Annotated in this window: 15 protein-coding genes and 3 pseudogenes; 8 read left to right on the forward strand and 10 right to left on the reverse strand. The window is 67.0% G+C overall.

All coding sequences use genetic code 11. The features are described from left to right. Nucleotides 1-118: 118 nt before the first annotated feature. A pseudogene (gene pabB, locus N0A20_RS14285) lies at nt 119-1,941 on the reverse strand (aminodeoxychorismate synthase component I). 31 nt (nt 1,942-1,972) lie between these two features. Next, a complete protein-coding gene (locus N0A20_RS14290; RefSeq protein ID WP_260581019.1) occupies nt 1,973-2,509 on the reverse strand; it encodes a hypothetical protein in 537 nt (178 codons plus the stop codon). Between the two features lie 133 nt (nt 2,510-2,642). On the opposite strand from N0A20_RS14290, the gene N0A20_RS14295 reads away from it, so the two are divergent. Further along, nucleotides 2,643-4,322 carry an AMP-binding protein gene (locus N0A20_RS14295; RefSeq protein WP_260581020.1) on the forward strand — a complete coding sequence of 560 codons (1,680 nt, stop codon included), beginning with the start codon at nt 2,643-2,645 and terminating at the stop codon, nt 4,320-4,322. Nucleotides 4,323-5,207: 885 nt separating this feature from the next. Here the strand turns inward: N0A20_RS14295 and N0A20_RS14300 are convergent. Further along, nucleotides 5,208-6,571 (reverse strand): IS3 family transposase gene (locus N0A20_RS14300; RefSeq protein WP_260581021.1). Its coding sequence is split into 2 segments (ribosomal slippage): nt 5,208-6,221 and nt 6,224-6,571, totalling 1,362 coding nucleotides; the frame shifts between segments, so codons are not numbered across the junction. Between the two features lie 457 nt (nt 6,572-7,028). Here N0A20_RS14300 and N0A20_RS14305 point away from each other — a divergent pair. The 4 genes and pseudogenes from N0A20_RS14305 (at nt 7,029) to N0A20_RS14320 (ending at nt 11,435) form a co-directional block, all read left to right on the forward strand. Then, nucleotides 7,029-7,463, forward strand: coding sequence for a MerC domain-containing protein (locus N0A20_RS14305; RefSeq protein WP_260581023.1), 435 nt, complete (start codon nt 7,029-7,031; stop codon nt 7,461-7,463). Between the two features lie 109 nt (nt 7,464-7,572). Beyond that, nucleotides 7,573-8,037, forward strand: a complete 465-nt coding sequence (locus N0A20_RS14310; RefSeq protein ID WP_260581024.1) for a Fur family transcriptional regulator — start codon at nt 7,573-7,575, stop codon at nt 8,035-8,037. A 959-nt stretch (nt 8,038-8,996) separates the two neighbouring features. Next, nucleotides 8,997-10,518, forward strand: a pseudogene (locus N0A20_RS14315) (fumarate hydratase). A 128-nt stretch (nt 10,519-10,646) separates the two neighbouring features. After that, nucleotides 10,647-11,435, forward strand: coding sequence for a hypothetical protein (locus tag N0A20_RS14320; protein WP_260581025.1), 789 nt, complete (start codon nt 10,647-10,649; stop codon nt 11,433-11,435). Nucleotides 11,436-11,569: 134 nt separating this feature from the next. Here the strand turns inward: N0A20_RS14320 and N0A20_RS14325 are convergent, their stop codons facing one another. Continuing rightward, on the reverse strand, nt 11,570-12,253 hold the full coding sequence (locus N0A20_RS14325; RefSeq protein ID WP_260581026.1) for an SDR family NAD(P)-dependent oxidoreductase: 684 nt from the start codon (nt 12,251-12,253) through the stop codon (nt 11,570-11,572). A 70-nt stretch (nt 12,254-12,323) separates the two neighbouring features. On the opposite strand from N0A20_RS14325, the gene N0A20_RS14330 reads away from it, so the two are divergent. Together N0A20_RS14330 and N0A20_RS14335 are read left to right on the forward strand one after the other, a co-directional pair. After that, nucleotides 12,324-12,797: an SAM-dependent methyltransferase gene (locus N0A20_RS14330; RefSeq protein WP_260581027.1), complete on the forward strand. Its 474-nt coding sequence runs from the start codon at nt 12,324-12,326 to the stop codon at nt 12,795-12,797. 73 nt (nt 12,798-12,870) lie between these two features. After that, nucleotides 12,871-14,862, forward strand: coding sequence for a M20/M25/M40 family metallo-hydrolase (locus N0A20_RS14335; RefSeq protein WP_312846547.1), 1,992 nt, complete (start codon nt 12,871-12,873; stop codon nt 14,860-14,862). Between the two features lie 416 nt (nt 14,863-15,278). On the opposite strand, the gene N0A20_RS14345 is transcribed toward N0A20_RS14335, so the two are convergent. Then, nucleotides 15,279-16,274, reverse strand: coding sequence for a DUF481 domain-containing protein (locus tag N0A20_RS14345; protein WP_260581029.1), 996 nt, complete (start codon nt 16,272-16,274; stop codon nt 15,279-15,281). 185 nt (nt 16,275-16,459) lie between these two features. On the opposite strand from N0A20_RS14345, the gene N0A20_RS14350 reads away from it, so the two are divergent. Next, entirely contained in the window at nt 16,460-16,684 is a 225-nt protein-coding gene (locus N0A20_RS14350) for a hypothetical protein (RefSeq protein ID WP_260581030.1), read from the forward strand. On the opposite strand, the gene N0A20_RS14355 is transcribed toward N0A20_RS14350, so the two are convergent. The 5 genes and pseudogenes from N0A20_RS14355 to N0A20_RS14375 form a co-directional block, all read right to left on the reverse strand. After that, nucleotides 16,656-17,645: a TraB/GumN family protein gene (locus N0A20_RS14355; protein ID WP_260583919.1), complete on the reverse strand. Its 990-nt coding sequence runs from the start codon at nt 17,643-17,645 to the stop codon at nt 16,656-16,658. The two genes, N0A20_RS14350 and N0A20_RS14355, sit on opposite strands and share 29 nt — an antisense overlap. Continuing rightward, the gene (locus tag N0A20_RS14360) at nt 17,621-18,448 is read right to left on the reverse strand and encodes an MBL fold metallo-hydrolase (protein WP_312846652.1); all 828 of its coding nucleotides are present in this window, start codon (nt 18,446-18,448) and stop codon (nt 17,621-17,623) included. The genes N0A20_RS14355 and N0A20_RS14360 overlap by 25 nt, the downstream gene beginning before the upstream one ends. Continuing rightward, nucleotides 18,429-18,578, reverse strand: a pseudogene (locus N0A20_RS14365) (MBL fold metallo-hydrolase); the annotation flags it as partial. The gene N0A20_RS14360 and the pseudogene N0A20_RS14365, both read right to left, overlap by 20 nt. 189 nt (nt 18,579-18,767) lie before the next feature. Beyond that, on the reverse strand, nt 18,768-19,409 hold the full coding sequence (locus N0A20_RS14370; protein WP_260583921.1) for a DUF1013 domain-containing protein: 642 nt from the start codon (nt 19,407-19,409) through the stop codon (nt 18,768-18,770). Between the two features lie 377 nt (nt 19,410-19,786). Further along, a complete protein-coding gene (locus N0A20_RS14375; RefSeq protein WP_312846548.1) occupies nt 19,787-20,095 on the reverse strand; it encodes a GFA family protein in 309 nt (102 codons plus the stop codon). Between the last annotated feature and the right edge of the window lie 65 nt (nt 20,096-20,160).

Genomic DNA, 20,160 nt, shown 5'->3' on the forward strand with positions numbered 1-20,160 from the left:
GCGCGGACAGATAGTGAATTGGCAGGAAATTGCGCGGGGCCGCGCCTAAAGCCTCGTTCCGCAAATCGCAACCCGATGTGCGGATAATTTACCTATGCGGGCGAATATTTTCCCGGGTTCAGTCCGCCGCGTCCGCAAGTCGCGCCGGGATGAGCCCGCGCAGCGAATTGCCGATGAAGAAACCGTCCGCCAGATCGGCGACGCGCAGGTGCGATTCGACCGCGCGGCCCTTTTCGATCAGCTCGGCGCGCAGCACGCCGGGGAGCAGCCCGAGCGACAGCGGCGGGGTGAGCAGCACGCCCTCGCGCTCGACGAAGATATTGCTCCAGCTTCCCTCGGTCACGAAACCCGGCTCGTCGACGAACACCACCTCGGCGGTGCCCGCCCCGGCGCGCGCCTCGTCATAGGCGGCGCGCAGGCTGGTCTTGTGCGCGAGGCGGAAGTCGTCCGCCGCCATCGGCGCCGGGCGAACCGCCACCGGGACCGGCAGTTCGGCAAGGCGCGGCAGCGGCGACACCTCGATCGCCAGCGCCCCCGACGCCGCCAGCCGCATCCGCACCCGCGCCGCGCTGCGCAGGCGAAAGGTCGCGGACTGCAGGCTGTTGCGCGCGCCGTGCCGGTCGAAGGCGAAGCCCAGCACCGCCGCGCTCGCCTTCAACCGCGCGAGATGCCCCTCGAGCCGCTGCACGCCTTCGACCGGGTCGAAATGCATCGTCTCGATGAGGTCGAAACTCTCGCGCGCTGCCCCCACAAATTCCCCCTTGGCCAGACATTCCTGCCATTCCTCGGCCGAGCAGGCTGTCGGCGACGATGCCCGATCCCAGTCCCAGCGTGGCGCGAATCGGCAAATCCTGCAAGCCGGTTGACGGGGGAAACAGCAGCGTGCGGATCGCGACATTGAACGCCGCATCGCCGCCGGGTTCGATGAAGCCGATCGACCCGGTGTAGAGGCCGCGCGCGTCCACCTCCAGTTCGTCGATGATCTCCATCGCGCGCACCTTGGGCGCGCCGGTGATCGAGCCGCAGGGAAAGGCGGCGCGCAGCACGTCGACCGCGCCCTTGTCCGCGGGCAGGGTCGCGGTGACGTCGGACACGAGCTGGTGGATCGTCGGAAAGCTTTCGACGCGAAACAGGTCGGGCACCGCGACCGACCCTGGCACCGCCACCCGCGACAGGTCGTTGCGGATCAGGTCGACGATCATCAGATTTTCGGCGCGCTGCTTGGGGTCGGCCGCCAGCGTGCGCGCCGCCGCCGCGTCGGCTTCGGCGTCGGCGAGCCGCGCCGCGGTCCCCTTCATCGGCCGCGCGATCGCCTCGCGCCCGCGCAGCGCGAAGAAGAGTTCGGGCGACAGCGACGCGATCGCCTGGCTCCCCGTCCAGATGAAGCCGCCATAGCCGGCGCGCGCCGTCCGCCGCAGCCGCGCATAGACCGCCAGCGGATTGCCGAGCAAAGGCACCGAGGCGCGAAAGGTCAGGTTCGCCTGATAGATATCGCCGGCGCGGATATAGGCCAGAACCGCCTCGACCGCCGCCTCATAATCGGCACGCGGCACGCCGGGCTCGACGGCGCCGATCCAGCTCGCCGCCGGATGGGGGAGCCGCGCCGAGCACCGCGTCGGCGGCGATCCGCTCGACGCGCTCGAACAGGGCGAACCAGCCGAGCGGCGATCCGGTCGCGGCGGGCGCCGCGCCGCGCCACGCCGGCGCCAGCCCCTTGCCGCTCTCGTAAGCGAGATAGCCCGCCGCGTGCAGCCCGCGCGCCGCCGCCGCCTCGACCGCGTCGAGGAGGCGCGGAATGTCCGCCGCGTCGTCGGCGCGCAGGACCTCCACCGGATCGCGGAACAGCCGCGCCGGCACCGCACCCTCGGCGCGCGCATCGTCGAGCAGCACGAAGGGCGCGCATCCCGCGCCGGGAATCGGCAAGACGGTCGCTTCGCTCATCCCCGAACGGCGGGTCGGCCCCGCGCCGCGATCAGCGGTCGCGTTTCATGCGGAAGGTGCGCCCGCCTTCGATGGTCGCGAAATAGCTGCCCATCGTCGCGGTCTTGATCTTGACCTTCTGCCCCGGCTTGGGCTGGCGCGGCAGCTTGGTGGTGTCGATCTGCACCCACACCGCATCATCCTCCATCACCAGCGTATATTTGCCCGACCGGTCCATGCTCACTGCGCGGATCGTCGTTTCGATTTCCTTGATCTCGTCCTCGTCGCCGCCGAAGATTCCGCCGAGCTTCGGAAAGGAGAAGCCGAACAGGCCGCGCCGCGTTTTCCTGGCCGTCTCCTTGTCGGTGAAGACGATTTCCTTTGCCTCGTCGGCCGCCGCCAGTTCGCCGACCTCGCGGTCGAAACAGGCGAGGCGTGCGGAGGAGTCGGCGATGTCGCGGCAGGCATAGAGTTCCTGGATCTGCGCCGGAAGCGGTGGCGGCGCCTTGTCCCTGGCGGCGGCGGGAGTCCCGGCGGCGATGGCGAAAATGGCGAGCGGCGCGATCAGCCGGACGGACGGATGCAGCATCGAAACCCCCTGAAACGGAAACCGCCCCTGCCTAGCCGCGCCGCCGTCCCGCTGCAAGCCGCACCGGTTGCGGCGGCGGCCTGCTTACCCTAGTGTCAGGAAGTCCCCACCCCCGAAAGGACGTGTCATTCCAATGGATAGCGGCTTCTCCTGGTCGACCAACTACAACCACCCGACGCCATGGGATCAGGATTTCCCGCCGCTCTCGCTCCCCGACATGCTCGCCGCCAGCGTCGCGCGAAAGGGCGACGCGGCGATGCTCGACTTCATGGGCCGCCGCTTCGGCTACAGCGAGGTCGCCCGCGGCGTCGCCCGCGTCGCCAGGGGGCTGCAGCAGCGCGGCGTCGGCAAGGGCACGCGCGTCGGCCTCTTCCTTCCCAACGTCCCCCATTATGTCGCGGCCTATTACGGCGCGCTCGCCGCCGGGGCGACGGTGGTCAATTTCTCGCCGCTCTACACCGCCGCCGAGCTGGAGGCGCAGGTCGAGGATTCGGGCACCGACATCCTCTTCACGATGAGCGCGGCGGCGCTGCTGCCTACCGCGCTGCGCGTGCTCGAGGAATCGAGCCTCGGGCAGCTGATCGTCGGGTCGGTCGCGGGGGCGCTGCCCGGCGCCAAGTCGCTGCTGTATCGCATGCTCCGCCGCAAGGAGGTCGCCGCCTTCCCCGACGACGGCCGCGTCACCCGCTTTTCGGCGCTCATCGACAATGACGGGAAACCCGATCCCGTGACGATCGACCCCGAGGCCGACGTCGCGCTGATCCAGTATACCGGCGGCACCACCGGCACCCCCAAGGGCGCGATGCTGACGCACCAGAATCTCACCGCCAACGCGCGGCAGGTCAACAGCATCGACCCCGACACCGGGGCCGACGACCGCATATTGGGCGTCCTCCCCTTCTTCCACGTCTTCGCCAACACCTGCGTGCTCAACCGCACCATCCTCAACGGCGGCATGATCGCGATGCTGCCGCGTTTCGACGCCAAACAGGCGCTGGAGACGATCACCCGCACCCGGGCGACCGCACTGCCCGGCGTGCCGACGATGTACCAGGCGCTGCTCGATCATCCCGACCTTGCGAAGACCGATTTCTCCTCGCTGCGCGTCTGCATCTCGGGCGGGGCGCCGATGCCCGCCGAGCTGCGCGAGAAATTCGTCGCCGCGACCGGCGCCGCGCTCGTCGAGGGCTATGGCCTCACCGAAAGCTCGGGGGTGGTGTCGACCAACCCCTATGACGGCCCGGTCAAGGCGGGGACGATCGGCCAGCCGGTTCCCGCGACGCACATCCGCCTCGTCGACAAGGAGGACCCGATGAAGGACGCCCCGGCGGGCGAGCCCGGCGAGCTGGTGGTCAAGGGGCCGCAGATCATGCGCGGCTACTGGAACCGCCCCGCCGCCGACCCAAAGACCGATGGGGACAGCTTCACCGAGGACGGCTGGCTGCGCACCGGCGACGTCGCGACGATCGACGGCGACGGCTATATCCGCATCGTCGACCGGCTGAAGGACATGATCGCGGTCGGCGGCTTCAAGGTCTATCCGAGCGTGATCGAGGCGCATCTCCACGAGCATCCCGCGGTCAAGGAGGCGATCGTGCTCGGCGTCCCCGACCCCTATCGCGGCGAAAGCCCCAAGGCGTTCGTGACGCTGGAGGACGGTTACGACGTGTCGGGCGAAGCCCTCGCCGCCTGGCTCAACCCGCGGCTCGGCAAGCACGAGCGGGTGAGCGCGGTCGAGGTGCGGGCGAGCCTGCCCAAGACGATGATCGGCAAGCTCGACCGGAAGGCGTTGCGGGCGGAAGAGAGCGCCTAAAGGCTGTCCTGTTCGGGTCGAGTCGCTCATCACCGTAGCCGAAGGTTTCAAGGAAAGAGGAAAAGCGGCAGGAAAGCGCCGAACTTCACGCGCGAATCAGTTTTGCGCACGCCTGTTTTCCGGAAGGGCCGCCATGCGGAATGGCGCGGTCATTGTGCATGGTGCGAGCGCATAGCGGAGCGAAGTCGCGCTTAAGGAGACAAAGGATACGCATGTGCGTGCCGGAAATGTCTCCTTTGTCGCTTTAAGCCTGCCCTGACCATCGTCGAAGGGCCTGCCCTGAGCGTCGTCGAAGGGCCGCAATGCGGCATGGGTGGCCGAAGCGTGCGGTCTGGACGCGGCAAGGAGATCCTGGCGGGTCATCCATCAGCTTGGAGCATAGCGGGATATTTTAGGAAAGGGCTTTCCGGCGACCGTCGAATTTGGGGGTTTTCGCACCTGTCACCGTAATTCTCCTGTCACCGTAATTCTGGTAATTCTGGCAAGCTCATCAGGATGCTCTCATCCTGCTACGTCGTCGTTGATGACGAGAGCACTTATTAGAAAACAGAATTTGAACGATTTTCGTCCAATAGTATATACACAACCAGAAAATATGCACCACATATCGTGAATAATATTGGAAGAATCGGTGATAATTTTAAGAAGATAGACCTAAGGCAAATAGGAACCAATAGAAAAATAAGCGACAATATTCCAACAACGCTATATGAATCTCTATTCGGCCAGATTAAATTAATAGCCAAAATGGACACAAGAGATATTAAAGCTGACAATAAAAAAACAGGCCCACTCATGATCATATCCTATTTGTCCGTCGTCAGAACATTTGGCACAACTCGCGGCGTAAATTAGCGGAGTGCGGGCCTCGTCCTGGGGTTGATATTAAGCGGCGATCTTGCGGTGCAGCAAGCGCCGATGTTCGATGGTCTTCCGTTTGATCCTTTCGCGCTGTTTGACGATGGCATCGGCCCTGCCGAAGTAGGCGTCGGCGGGCGTCACGTTGTTCAGGCTCTCGTGGTAACGTCGGTGGTTATAATGCTCGACGAACGCTTCGATCTGAGCCTCAAGGTCACCGGGCAGGAAGTAATTTTCGAGCAGGATGCGATTCTTGAGGGTCTGATGCCAGCGCTCGATCTTGCCCTGAGTCTGGGGATGCATCGGAGCGCCGCGCACATGGCTCATCTTCCGGGCCTCGATATATTCCGCCAGTTCACCCGCGATGTAGCTCGGGCCATTATCCGACAGCAGCCGAGGCTTGTGCAGCACCGTTGCGCTGTCGCAACCCGAGGCCTCGAGCGCGAGGTCCAGCGTGTCGGTGACATCCTCGGCCCGCATGTTGGTGCACAGCTTCCAGGCGATGATGTAGCGTGAGAAGTCGTCGAGCACGGTCGACAGGTACATCCAGCCCCACCCGATGATCTTGAAGTAGGTGAAGTCGGTCTGCCACATTTCGTTCACCCGCGTGGTCTTGGTGTGGAACTGATCGGCGGCCTTGATCACGATATAGGCCGGGCTGGTGATCAGATCATGGGCCTTCAACAGACGGTAAACCGTGGCTTCCGACACGAAGTAGCGCTTCTCGTCGGTGAAGCGCACCGCCAGTTCGCGCGGTGACAGTTCGCTGTAATCCAGCGCCATCTCGACGATCTGCTGCTGGATATCGTCGCCGATGCGGTTCCACACCCGGCTCGGCGCCGATGGTCGATCTTCCAGCGCCTCCGGCCCGCCTTCGACGAAGCGATCATACCAGCGGTAGAAGGTCCGGCGAGGGATGCCCAGCTGGTCCAGCGTGCGCTTGGCGGGCAGGTGCGACTGCTCGACGATCCGGATGATCTCGAGCTTCTCGGATGCCGGATACCTCATTCGTCGTCGCCCCCATCCGCGATCATGCTTTTTTTGAGCAGGCGGTTTTCCAAGGTCAGGTCGGCAACGCATTCCTTCAGGGCTCGGGCCTCGCGGCGTAGGTCATGCACTTCGCCGGTGGTCGCAGCGCGGGCGGTGTCTCCGGCGAGGCGCCGCTTGCCGGCCTCCATGAACTCCTTCGACCAGGTGTAATACAGGCTCTGGGCGATCCCTTCCTTGCGGCACAGCTCGGCAATGCTGTCCTCGCCGCGCAAGCCTTCCAGCACGATCCGGATCTTGTCTTCGGCCGAGAAGTGCCGACGCGTCGCACGCCGGATGTCCTTCACCACCCGCTCCGCGGGAGCCTTGGGCGGCGATTTTTTTAAGGAGGATTTGGGCTTCATCTTCGTTCCTTCGTCACTACGACGAAGCCCAAATCCTCCTTAAATCACAACCTCAAATCTGTGCCATTGGCGCTGACGGCGGACAACCCTCGCCGGGAAGCAGCCTAGAATTACGGGGACAGAGAATTACGGGGACAGGTGCGAAAACCCCTAATTAGAGTTTAGGGGTTATTGCACCTGTCACCATAATCCCAGTAAACGGTCACCGTAATCTGTCACCGTAATCTCCGACTGTCAGCTTATTCCCGTTCCCCGGCGAAGGCCGGGGTCCAGAGCAGTAGAACGCTGGCGCTGCGTTGTTACGCTCTGGACCCCGGCCTTCGCCGGGGATCAGCTAAGATATGTTCGTCACCGCCCGAAACCGGCTTCGTCGCATAAGAAATCGCCGATGAGACATTGTAACCTTTGTCATGATATGCCATATCCGGCCCGAGCAATTGCCCCAACGGAGAATCGGGTGACCGACGTCGCCAAGCCTGCCCCTGTCCTGTCGCGCCTCGGCGCGGTGGTTCGGGCTGCGCGCGATTCGCGGCCGTTGACCTCGCTCAGCGGCGACCAGCTGGCGATGGGGCTGTCGGGGCTGTGCCTCGTCCATTGCCTTGCGACCACGGTCTTCGTCGCCTCGCTCGCTTCGGTCGGCGGGGTGTTTCTCGACAATCATCTGTTCCACGAGGTCGGGCTGGTCATCGCGATCGGCTTCGCGCTCGTCACATTGGTGTCGGGCGTGCTCAGCCACGGCTATCTGATGCCCTTCGGCGTCGGCAGCTTCGGGCTCGGCATGATGGCGGGGGCGCTGTCGCGGCCGCACGACGGCAGCGAAGTGCTCGCGACGATGATCGGCGTCGCCGTCGTCGCGCTCGGCCACGACCTCAACCGCCGCGCGCGGCGCTAGCGCCGGCGCCATAACGGACCGGTCCGCCGCTTGCGGGCACCCGGCAAACCGCCTACATTGTCCCGTACAGGGGCTGAATGCGCGACCTGCCGCGCCAGAGGAAACGCCAATGGGCAAGCATGACCATCCGCACGTCGAGGCCAGCGGCGCCTCGCTCGCCAGCGCGGCGCAGAGCGCGCTCGAAGCGGCGGGCGAGGCCTGGACCGACATGCGCGCGCAGATTTTCGACGCCGTCGCCGAAATCGGCAAGCCCGCGAGCGCCTATGAAATCGCCGACATCGTGTCGCGGAAGCGGGGCAAGCGCGTTGCGCCCAACAGCGTCTATCGCATCCTCGACCTGTTCGTCGCCAACAACCTCGTCCGCCGGGTCGAGAGCGCCAACGCCTTCGTCGCGAACAGCCACCCCGGCTGCCTGCACGACTGCATCTTCCTGATCTGCGACAGCTGCGGCAGCGCGGTGCACATCGACAACGACACATTATCCGACGGCGTGCGCGCCGCGGCCGGCGCGACCGGCTTCGCCGCCGAACGCCCGGTGATCGAAGTGCGCGGCAAATGCGCCGAGTGCCAATAGGCGCGACGACGCCGGGCCGGTAAATGGCGGGCGGATTTCACGGCTGGATCGAGGCCCAGCGCACCGGCCCGCCCGCGCCGACCCCCTGGTGGTATGCGGCCTTCATCCTCGGCCTGTTCACGCTGATCTTCGGCCTCCATCTGGGGCAGGTCTTTCCGGCCGGGGCCGCGGCGATCCATCCCGGGTACGGCACGCCCGTCATCGCCTTCGAATTCGCCCGCGGCGAGGCCGACCTGCTCGCGGTCTTCGGTGCCGAGGGCGACCCGCTGCAGGTCGCGCGGCTCGCGGCGATGCGCGCGGGCAACGAGCAGGACTATGTCTTCATGCTGCTCTATGGCGCCTTTCTCGCCAGCGGCTGCTACGCGCTGTGGCGCGAGTTGCGCCTGCGCTGGCTGCTCGCCGCCGTCGCGCTGCCGGTCTTCGCCGCGCTCTGCGACGCCTATGAAAACTGGCTGTTGCTCGACATCCAGGCGGCCTTCACGCTCGGCGACTATTCGCCCGCAATGGCCAAGCCTGCCCTGGCCCGTCGCGGCCAAGTTCCTCGCGCTGACCGCGACCAACATCGCCGTCGGCACCGCGCTGGCGCAGATGGGGCGCGGCTGGCGGTTCGCCGGCACGTTGATCCTCATCCCCTGCCTCGCGACCGTGATGGCGCTGATCGCCCCCGCCGCCTTCGGCTGGACGCTGACCGCGGCGATCGGCGCCGGGTGGCTCGGCCTGCTCGTCACCGCCGCGATCGGCAGCTGGCACGCGCTCGGCCGGGGCCAGCCGCTCGTCGATTTCGAACCCGGCGCGCCGCAGCGCCGCGAGCCCCCGCGGCCCGAACCCGAAGTCTCGCTCGCCCCCGGCCGCCATGCGGCATTTCGGGCGCCGCGGGGACGATCGCGGCATCTAACCCCTTTTCGTGGCGGACGGCGGGGCCTAGGGGAGTCGCAATTCCTGCGAAAAGGGGGCTGCACATGACCGTCACGATCCGCGAAGAGGACCTCGTCGAAACCATCGCCGACGCGCTCCAGTACATCAGCTATTTCCACCCGATGGACTATATCCGCGCGCTCGCCGCCGCCTATGAGCGCGAGGTGTCGCCCGCCGCGAAGGACGCGATGGCGCAGATATTGTCGAACAGCCGCCTGTGCGCCGAGGGGCACCGCCCGATCTGCCAGGACACCGGCATCGTCACCGTCTTCGTCAAATGGGGCATGGAGTGCAAGCTCGACTCCCCCCGCAGCCTGCAGCAGGTCGTCGACGAGGGCGTGCGCCGCGCCTATCTCCACCCCGACAACAAGCTGCGCGCCTCGATCCTCGCCGACCCGGCGTTCAGCCGCGTGAACACCAAGGACAACACGCCCTCGGTCCTCAACGTCGAGATGGTGCCGGGCAGCAAGGTCGTGATCGACGTCGCCGCAAAGGGCGGCGGCAGCGAGAACAAGTCGAAGTTCAAGATGATGAACCCCAGCGACAGCATCGTCGACTGGGTGCTCGACATGGTGCCGCAGATGGGCGCCGGCTGGTGCCCGCCGGGCATGCTGGGCATCGGCATCGGCGGCACCGCGGAGAAGGCGATGCTGCTCGCGAAACAGTCGCTGATGGACCCGATCGACATGACCGAGCTGCTCGCGCGCGGCCCGTCGAACCCGACCGAGGAATTGCGCATCGAGCTGTATGAGAAGGTCAACGCGCTCGGCATCGGCGCGCAGGGGCTTGGCGGCCTTGCCACCGTGCTCGACGTCAAGATCGCCGACTGGCCGACGCACGCCGCGTCGAAGCCCGTCGCGATGATCCCGAACTGCGCCGCGACAAGACATGCGCACGTCACGCTCGACGGCAGCGGCCCCGCCTATCTCGAGCCGCCGAAGCTCGACGATTATCCCGCGATCGACTGGGCGCCCGACAAGGCGGCGAAGCGCGTCGACCTCGACACGCTCACCCCCGAGATCGTCGTGGGCTGGGAACAGGGCGACCGCCTGCTCCTCAACGGCAAGATGCTCACCGGCCGCGACGCCGCGCACAAGCGCATCGCCGACATGCTGGCGCGGGGAGAGCAATTGCCGGTCAGCTTCAGGGACCGCGTCATCTATTATGTCGGCCCGGTCGATCCGGTCGGCGAGGAGATCGTCGGCCCCAGCCGGCCCGACGACCGCGACGCGCATGGACAAGTTCATGGACATGATGCTCGAACAGGGCCTGCTCGCCTGCGTCGGCAAGGCCGAGCGCGGCCCCGCCGCAACGCAGGCGATCGCGAAGCACAAGAGCGCCTATCTGATGGCGGTCGGCGGCGCCGCCTATCTGGTCGCGCGCGCGATCAAGGGCAGCGAGGTCGTCGGCTTCGCCGACCTCGGCATGGAGGCGATCTACGAATTCGAGGTGCAGGACTTCCCGGTGACGGTCGCGGTCGACAGCGAGGGCCAGAACGTCCACGTCAATGCGCCGGCGCTGTGGCAGAAACGGATCAAGGACGAGGGGCTGCTGGAGAAGGCCTGATCCGATGAGCAAGGCCAACGGCGACCTGCTGCCCATTCCCTGGCCGCACGGTCGCCATAGCGGTCGTCCTCGGATCGGTCTGCCTCGCCTTCGGCCAGACATTCGGCGCCGTTTTCTTCCTCGGCCTCGTGGCGCTGCTGCTCGCGCTCGCGGGGGCGGTCTACAAGGGCTGGATCCCCGGGCCGCTCGAACGCGCCGGCCAGGTGGCGCGGAAGCAGGGCGTAGCGCGCACCTCCGCGCCCGTGCACCATAAGGGCGCGCTCCCCGAACTGTTGCCCTCGCGCCAGGCTGACGTTCGCCGCGTCGTCCGCGTCATGGCGGAACATGGTGTCTTCGCGCCCGAGGTGCCCGATGCGGCGCTTTTCTATCCGGGTGTCGCCGAGATGGACGAGAGCGTGAAGCCAGACACGATCCTCGCCGCGCTCGGCGAACTCGATTATTATCATCCCGGCACCGACCCGGCGCGCTTCATGGCCAATCTGGTCATGCTCGAATCGGATGCCGAGCAATATCCCGAATATTTGCGCGAACAGATCGCCGATCTCGAACGACTAGCAGGCGGAGCGCTACAGGTATCGGGTATCGCGCCGGACAGCATGCCGTGGCCCGCCGACGAATGGGCAGTGCCAACTCGCGTTGCCATGATCGTCAACGGGGACCCGCTCACATTGACCTATAACGGTCACGTGAAATATGCGAGCACACACATCCAGCACGCGCTCGCGCTCCGGCTCGATGCCGCCAAGGCCGGCCGCCGCTTCGCCTGGCTGTGGACCGATCAGGGCGCATGGATCAGCGCCTTGCCCGACGGCGCGGTCGAGGCGCTGAACGCCGCGCTCAAGCTGACTCCGAAGGGCCGCTGCTGCTGGGAATGGGTCAGCGATGCCGAGCCGGTCGCCGCGGGCGACATCCCCTAATCCGGCCGTTTCACCGGTCAGCACGGCTTTCGATCGCCGTCTGCACGTCCATCGCCTCGTCGCCGGGCTCGCGCGGTGCATATTCGGCGAACGCCGCATAGGCCTCGGCCCAGCGTTCCTCCATGCGCACGACATTATAGGGATGGCTGACGAGGTAGAACCCCGCCTGCCTCCATCTGCGGCACGATCCGCGCGGCGAAGGCGTCGGCGTCCATCGCCGGTTCGGCATGGCGCGTCATGTCGGACTTGACCCAGCCGGGAATGATAACGCCGACCTCGATCGACGCGGGCGCCTCGCCCCGCAGCATGTCCATCAGCCCGAGCACCGCATGTTTGCTCGCCACATAAGCGCCGCCGCCGGTCCGCACCGCGTTGAACAGCGCGTTTTCGGACGCGGTGGCATAGATGGCGGAGGGAAGGCCGTCGGCCCGGAAGCGCCGCCCGAAACTGCGGATGCAGTTCCACACGCCCCAGAAATTGACCTCGAACAGCGCCCGCACCGCGTCGGGGTCGCTGTCGATCACGCTGGTCCGCGGCCCGCCCACGCCCGCATTGGCGATCACCGCGTCAGCGCGGCCATGCGCATCCCAGGCAAAGCCGGCAAGCGCCTCGACCGACGCCGGATCGGTGACGTCGCCGGTGAAGGACAGCGCCTCGACTCCCGAGGCATCGAGCGCCGCCACGGCCTCGGCCAGCTTGTCGGCGCGCGGTTCGCTGATAATCACCCGCGCCCCCGCCGCGCCCAGCCGCTTCGCGAGCGCGAAGCCGATGCCCGTCGCCCCGCCGGTGATGACAACGCTCCTGCCCGCAAAATCCATCGCTCGCCTCCTCGCCCCGGCAAGGCTATGCGCGGCGCGGCGGCGGCGTCAATCGCACACAGGAGGTCCCATGAGCTTCACCCTCACCCCCATCGGCCATATACGCGGCGGGCGCGCCGAGGCGGTCGACGATGATTGGGGCGCCAGCCGGGCGGCCATCGTCCTCGATTCCGAAAGCTTCACCCCCGATGCGCTCGCGGGCCTCGCCGACTTCAGCCATGCCGAAGTGATCTTCCTCTTCGACAAGGTGCCGCCCGAAAGGATCGAGACCGGGGCGCGCCATCCGCGCGGCCGCGCCGACTGGCCGCTGGTCGGCATTTTCGCGCAGCGCGGCAAGAACCGCCCCAACCGCCTCGGCCTCACCACTTGCCGCATCGTGGCGGTCGACGGCCTGTCGGTCGAGGTCGAGGGGCTCGACGCGATCGACGGCACGCCGGTGCTCGACATCAAGCCGGTGATGGCCGAATTCCTGCCGCGCGGCGAGCTGCGCCAGCCCGGCTGGTCGCGCGCATTGATGGCGGATTATTGGACGAAGCGGGACTGATCGGCGCGCGGCTTGCGTTCCGGCGCCGAAACGCCAAACTGCTTCGCATACGAACAGCTGAAGGGGACGCGCCATGGATTTCCGTAACGTCAACGACTGGAACCGCCGCGATCTGATTCGCGGCACGGCGATGCTCGGCGTCGGCGCGATGCTGATGCGCCCGCTCGCCTCCTTCGCCGCGACCGGCCCGATGGCCGCGATCCGCAGGGCCGCCGAGGCGGGCAAGGAGGCGTCGGTCAAGCGGCTGCGCGACTGGATCGCGCTCCCCTCGATCGCCGCCGAGAACCGCAACATGGCCGAGGGCGCGGCCTATACGGCCGAGCTCGCGAGGGACGCGGGCTTCACCAATGTCGAGGTCGTGCCGACCGACGGCCAGCCCGGGGTGTTCGGGACGATCGACGTCGGCGCCAAGCGCACGCTCGGCATCTATTTCATGTACGACGTCAAGCAGTTCGACCCCGCCGAATGGTCGTCGCCGCCGCTCGAAGGGCGCCTCGTCGACCGCCCCGGCCTGGGCACGGCGATCATGGGCCGCGGCGCGACCAACCAGAAGGGGCCGGAGGCGAGCTTCCTCGCCGCGCTCCACGCGATCCGCGCCGCCAAGGCGAAGCTGCCGGTGAACATCGTGCTCGTCTGCGAGGGCGAGGAGGAGATCGGATCGCCGCACTTCCGCCAGATCGCGACCAAGCCCAATATTCTCGCCGCGCTCCAGAAATGCGAGGGCATCTTCATCCCCTTCGCCTCGCAGGACCGCACCGGCAATGTCACGGTCAACCTGGGGTCGAAGGGCATCATCGAGCTCGAACTGATCGCCAGCGGCGAAAAATGGGGCCGCGGGCCGAAGGGCGACGTGCATTCGAGCCTGAAGGCGATGATCGATTCGCCCGCCTGGCGGCTGGTGCAGGCGTTGCAGACTTTGGTCACGCCCGACGGCAACACGCCGGCGATCGAGGGCTGGTTCGAAAATGTGCGTCCGCTGACCGACCGCGAGAAGGAGCTGATCCGCGCCGCCGCCAGGGCGGGCGACGAGGCGCAGCAGAAGGCGGCGCTGGGCGTCACCCACTGGATCGACAACCTGTCCTACGACGACGCGCTGATCCGCCTCGCGCAGGAACCGACGGTCAATATCGAGGGGCTGGTCGCGGGCTACACCGGACCCGGCGGCAAGACGGTGCTGCCCGGCAAGGCGGTCGCCAAGCTCGACCTGCGGCTCGTCCCCGACCAGACGCGCGCCGAGGCCGAGAAGAAGCTCCGCGCCCACCTCGACAAGCATGGCTTCCCCGATGTCGAGGTCCATGTGTCGGGCGGTTACGACCCGACCGAGGTCGCCGAGGACAGCCGCCTGATCCGCACCGGCCTTGCGGCGTACAAGGCGCTCGGCGTGACGACGAACCTCAATGCGCGGCTTGCGGGAAGCTGGCCCGGCGCGACCTTCACCGCGCCGCCGGTGTCGATCCCGGCGGGCCATTTCGGCATCGGCCACGGCGCGGGCGCGCACGCGCCCGACGAATATTATCTGATCGATCTCGTCCAACCCCAAGGTCGGCGGCATCGTCGACGCGACGATGGGCTATGCCGAATTCCTCTACACGCTCGCGGCGATCCAATAATGAGCGACCTCAACGGCGTCGCGCATGTCATCCTGACCGCGGGCGACTTCGCCCGCTCGACCGCCTTCTGGCGCGACGTCATTCGCTACCTCGATCTCAAGATCGTGCTCGACAGCGACGCCATGCTCTATGGCGTCGGCGGGCGCACCGCGATCGGCATCCGCACCGGCACCCCGGAAAACGCCGGCAGGCGCTTCGACCAGGGCGCGCCCGGTCTCCACCACATCTGCTTCCGCCTCCGCGACCGCGCCGCGGTCGATGCCATTCACGCCTTTCTGAAAGACCGCAACGACATCGCCTTCGTCCACGGCCCGCAGGAGGAGCCCTGGGCGCCGGGCTATTATTCGATCCTGTTCGAGGACCCCGACGGCATCCGGATCGAGTTCAACCATGTGCCGGGCGCGGGCCTTCTGGCGGAAGGCGAGAAGATCGGCGGAGCGGCGGTGTTCGATTAGAGCGGCGTGCGTTTAATCTGCGACGCCCCTTGCCCGTTCGTGTCGAGCGAAGTCGAGACACCCATCTGCCTTGCGCCAACCCGATGGGTGTCTCGACTTCGCTCGACACGAACGGGACGGTGGGTCAGATTTAAGGCTCGATGCTCTAGCTGCGCCCCTCCTGCACTTCGTCATTGCGAGGAGCCGAAGGCGACGCGGCAATCCAGAGGTGCGTAAACCGCTCTGGATTGCTTCCCCCGGCTTTCACCGGGGTCGCAATGACGACGCTTAAAGCATGATCATCTTTGAGAGAGAAAGCCTGTGCTCCCGCGAAGGCGGGAGCCCATCTCCTGCCTAAGCGCCATGTTGAACCGGCCGGAGATGGGTCCCCGCCTTCGCGGGGACACAGCTGTGTTTCATTCAAAGTCGATCACGATCTAGAAGCCGTACACCAGCGTAAACCGCGTCTGGGTATCGACGCTTTCGACCCCCGGCGGCGGGCTCGAATCGATCTGGGCGGCATAGGCCAGCCGCGCCGACAATTTGCCGGTCAGCTTCGCGTTGAGCGCGGTCAGCGAGCTGGTCGAGCTGTTCGCCTCGCCGACGACTGTCGAGGCGACCTGGGTGAGCCGCAGCGTCGGCGACATCTGCCATCCGAAATCCAGCCCCGCGAGCGCGGTCAGCTCGTCGTCGCCGGTGCCGTTCACGAAATCGGTGCGCCGCCACGCCGGCCCGCCCTTCAGGCTGAGCGCAAGCCGCTTGCTGTCGACGAGCTTGTAGCCGAGCCCGCCCGACAGGTTCCAGCGCGCGTCATAGCCGAGGATGCGGTCATGCTCCCAGCGGGCGAGCCCATAGACGAAGCCGCGATCGCCCAGCCGATATTGCGGCTCGATCTCGCCCAGATAGCGTTCGACCGAGGTCTTGCCGTTGGTGCGCTGGTAATCGGCCTGCGCGCGCAATTTGTGCGTCCAGTCGATCCCCTTGCGCGCGAGCGCCAGCCCGGCGCTCAGCCCCGCCGACTTGGTGTTGCCGCTGCTCAGCGAGCCGCCGATCTGTCCCTCGCCCTTCCAGTTCTGCCAGAATTTCGCGCTGGCCAGCTTTGCCTGCGCCGCCGCGGCTGCGGCCTCTTTCGCCTTGCTGCGCGACTGCTGGAAATCGGCAACCATCAGGTCGATCTCGGCCGCGGCATCGGGGTTGGTGCCCTTTGCCAGCCGGGCGATCGTCTCGACATCGGCTTCCTTGCCGCCCGCGATCGCCGCCTCGATCATCGCGCGCACCGGGTCGGGCAGCGTGGGAGCGGGCGCGACCGGCACCTCGGGCATCGGATTGGTGAGCACGGGGTCGGTCGAGACGGGCGCCGGCGGCTCGGCCAGCGCGGGCGCCGCAAAGAGGAGCATCGGCGCAAGCGCCGTCAGGCGGGGGAGAGCGGGCATCGAAAGGGTCCTTCGCTGGGGCGGGCGGGTGCCGGTTCGGTCGATCGTGGGGACGCGGCATCACGCCGCGCCCGTGACCCTCCTACCCCAAAAGGCGCTGGCATTTCCACCCCGCGCGCGCCATTTGCAACCCATGTGGATCGCGATCATCGCCATTTTCGGGGCTCGGCGTCGGCAATTTCGCGATGCACCGCGCCTTCATGGAAAGCGACGACCCGCTGATCCGGCAGATGGTACAGCCGCTGGCCGACAAGGTCGGGCCGAACATTACTTATGTCTTCGAATTCCTGTTGCTTGTCGGCGCAATGGCGATCGCGACGCGTAACTGGTTCACCGCGCTCCTGCTCTACGGTCTCTACACCATCTTCAATGCGATGGCGTTCAGCTGGGTGATGAACCGGCCGAAATAGCGGATCCCGTCCAGGCGGGACCGGCGATCGGCAGCCCCTGCGCATGTAGCCGGTCGAGCACGCCGTCGGGTTCGGCCAGCACGAGCAGCGGCACGACCGCCAGCGTCACGCCGGGCTTCGCCGCCGCATCGTTGATCGCGCCGACCCATTGCTGGCGCAGCGCGGGCCCGAAGCCGTCGTTGGTCCACGGCCAGCAGCGCCCCAGCGCCTTTTCGAGCGGATTCGCCATTACCGCGGACACATCGAATTCGGTCCACGCCTCCCCGCGCGCGGTCACGATGCCGGGCCCGGCCTCGGCGGCGGTCATTGCGGCGTCGAGGCAGGCGAGATGCGTTTCGGGCGCCGCCGCGAACAGATTGTCGATCATATCCTCGCCGCGCACCTCGCCGACCGGCTGCGCCGGAATGTCGGCGCGGTCCGCCGCCTTGCGCACGATGTCCGAGGCGTCGTCGGCGGTGTCGCGGTTGAAGGCGAGCCGCTTGGCGAGCAGGTCGAACGCCGTCATCAGGAAATTCTTGCGCGAATAATCCTGTCCGAACTTCGCCCCGAGCGCGTTCAGCCGCACGAGTTGTGCGGTATCGAGATAGTCGGCGGCGACGCGCCCCTTGGGCAATCTGGTCAGCTTGCCGCCGGCGAAGATCAGTCGGAAGATGTCGCCCGGCGATACTTTCGCCTTCGTCCCCAATATGACCCGCTGCGCGCGCTCGGTCGCGCCCTGCAACCGTTCGGGCCGCCAGGGCGTCGCCTTGGGCACGTTGCGGATTTCGCCGACCAGGATGACCACACCGGCAGAGGTCTGGATCGTCCACATCGGCGCGCCCGAGCGGCGCGCGGTGACGACGATTTCGTCGGCGGTTTCGGCCGGATCGGGCTCCGTCGCCATTGCCCGCGGCGCCGCAACCGCCAGCAGGCCGGCGATCAGCGCGGCAAGCGTGCTCAGGCGGCGGCGTGGTACCACCACACCCCGTCGCGATCCTCGCGCTTGATCCGCCCCTCGACCTCCAGCCGCTTGAGGTGCGCGAGCGCCTCGCCGGTCGCCATGCCAAGCTGTTCGGGCCCGATCGGCCGGTTGAACAGCAGCGGGAAAGAATCGACCGCGCGCATCGGCGCCTTCGCGATCGCCTCCGACAGATTGTAGAGCCGCATCCGGTGCTCGTCGCGCAGCGCCGTCAGGCGGACGTGCAGCCCCCGGAACGGCTGGCCGTGCGCGGGGCAGGTGATGACGTCGGCGGGCACCGTCGCGATCAGCTTGTCGATCGAATCGAGCCACTCGCCCAGCGGATCGGCGTCGGGTTCGGTGATGTTGACCGATACGTTCGAGCTGATCCGCGGCAGCACCTGATCGCCCGACACCAGCACGCCCTCGCGCTCGTTCCACAGGCAGGCATGTTCGGGGCTGTGCCCCGACCCGGTGACGATGCGCCATTGCCGCGCGCCCATGTCGAGCAGATCGCCGTCCTTGATCCGCCGGTAGCTGCGCGGCAGCGGATAGGTCACGAGGCCGAAGCGGCCCCAGCCGCCGCTCTTCTGCGTCTCGATCTGCTCCGCGTCCCAGCCGGCGCCGCGCCACTGGACCAGCGCCTCGTCGGGCACCGTCTCGCTGGTGTCGCCGACGATCATCCGCGCGGTCAGCATCTCGCCGCGCGTCATCCACAGCTGCACGTCCTTCTTCTTCGCGATCCAGCTCGGCGAGGCCGATATGGTCGGGGTGGAGATGCGTGCCGATGACGCGGGTGATCGCCACATCCTTGAGCGCGCCGGCATAGAGCGCCTTCCACGCGTCCGAACAGATGGTCAGGCATACGCCGGTGTCGACCACCGCGACGCCCTCCCCCCCATCACTCGAAACGTCGTCGAGCAGCCAGCTGTTGATATGGCCGAGCGACCCCGGCATCGGGATGCGCGCCCAGCGGATCCCGGGCGCGATACGGATCGTCTCGCCCGCCCCCGGCGCGGCATCGCCCCAGGGATAGGTCAGCCCGGCATGGCTCGTCGCGGTGAAGCTGTCGTCCTGCGTCAGCGAGGCGTCCGGCGAGCCGCTGGCCGCCGGAATGCCCTCCTCGTCGCTGACCGACGCCACGCCTCAGGCGGCCGTTTCGTCGGTCGCGGCGGCTTCCTCGGCGGCGCGCGCTTCGGCGGCGGCGCTGCGTTCGGCGCGCAGCTCCTCGAGCAGGGCCTCGCGGTCGCCCTCGAAACGATTGTCGGTCGGCGCGGCGATGCCGGCCTTCTTCGCCGCCTTGGCGACGAGCGCGTCGAGCTCGCGCTGCGAGCAGAGGCCGAGCGTCACCGGATCCTTGGGCACGATGTTCGCGCTGTTCCAGTGGCTGCGCTCGCGGATCGCGTTGATCGTGTTGCGCGTCGTGCCGATCAGCTTGCCGATCGCGCCGTCCGACACTTCGGGATGATTCTTCAGGATCCAGGCGATGCCGTCGGGCTTGTCCTGGCGCTTGCTGACCGGGGTGTAGCGCGGGCCGCGGGTGCGGCGGATCGTGTCCTGCGCCTGCTTGCTCATCTTGAGCTTGTAGTTGGGGTCGGCCTGCCCCTTTTCGATTTCTTCCATCGACAGCTCGTGCGCGCGCACCGGGTCGCGGCCGGTATATTTGGTCGCGGCGGTCTCGTCGGCGATCGCCTGAACCTCGAGGATGTGGATGCCGCAATATTCGGCGATCTGAATGAAGGTGAGGCCGGTGTTGTCGACCAGCCAGGCGGCGGTCGCGTGCGGCATCAACGGGGTGGCATCGGCATTGGCCATGACTGCTCTCCAAAAGCGCAAATGAAAGCCCCGCCCCTCGCGGAGCGGAAATAATAAGGGCCGCCCCTCGCGGGGCGGCCGGACATTGGCGGCGGATATATGCCGGTTTGGCGAAAGGGGCAAGTGCGGCGATGGAAGGACCGGCATGGGAGGCGGGCACCCCGGATCCTCCCCGCTCGCGGGGACGATCCGGGGTGCCCGCCTCCGTCCGGTTTCAGCCTCGCCCGCTCCCCGGCAAAAGCCGGGGTCCAGATGGCACGGGCTGCCTCGACCTCATGGCCCCCGGCTTTCGCCGGGGAACAACAAAGAACAGCCCGAACCGTCCATCAACCGCCGGGCCGGGCCATTCCTCAACCCGGATAGCGCTCGAACGCGGGCAGGTCGGCCAGATTGTCCATCCAGCGAATGCGCTCGGCGGTCTGGATCTGGGCCTGCGCGGGGATCAGGTCGGGGTCGTCGAGCGTCGCCGACTGCACGTCGATCTGGCCCGGAAACACCGCGTCGCTGGTGTAGAAGAGCCCGGTGCCGCAATCGCCGCAGAAATGGCGGCGGCCATGTTCGGACGATGCATAGATTTTCGGCGTCCCCGTCACCTCGAGTTCGTCCTGCCCGACCAGGGCCCAGCCGACGATCGGGGCGCCGAGCGTGCCGGCTGGCAATCCTGGCAGTTGCACAGCGCATGATGGACCACGGTCGTCGGCATCGAATAGCGGATCGCGCCGCA

Source organism: Sphingopyxis sp. PET50, from assembly GCF_025244705.1.
Taxonomy (GTDB): Bacteria; Pseudomonadota; Alphaproteobacteria; order Sphingomonadales; family Sphingomonadaceae; genus Sphingopyxis.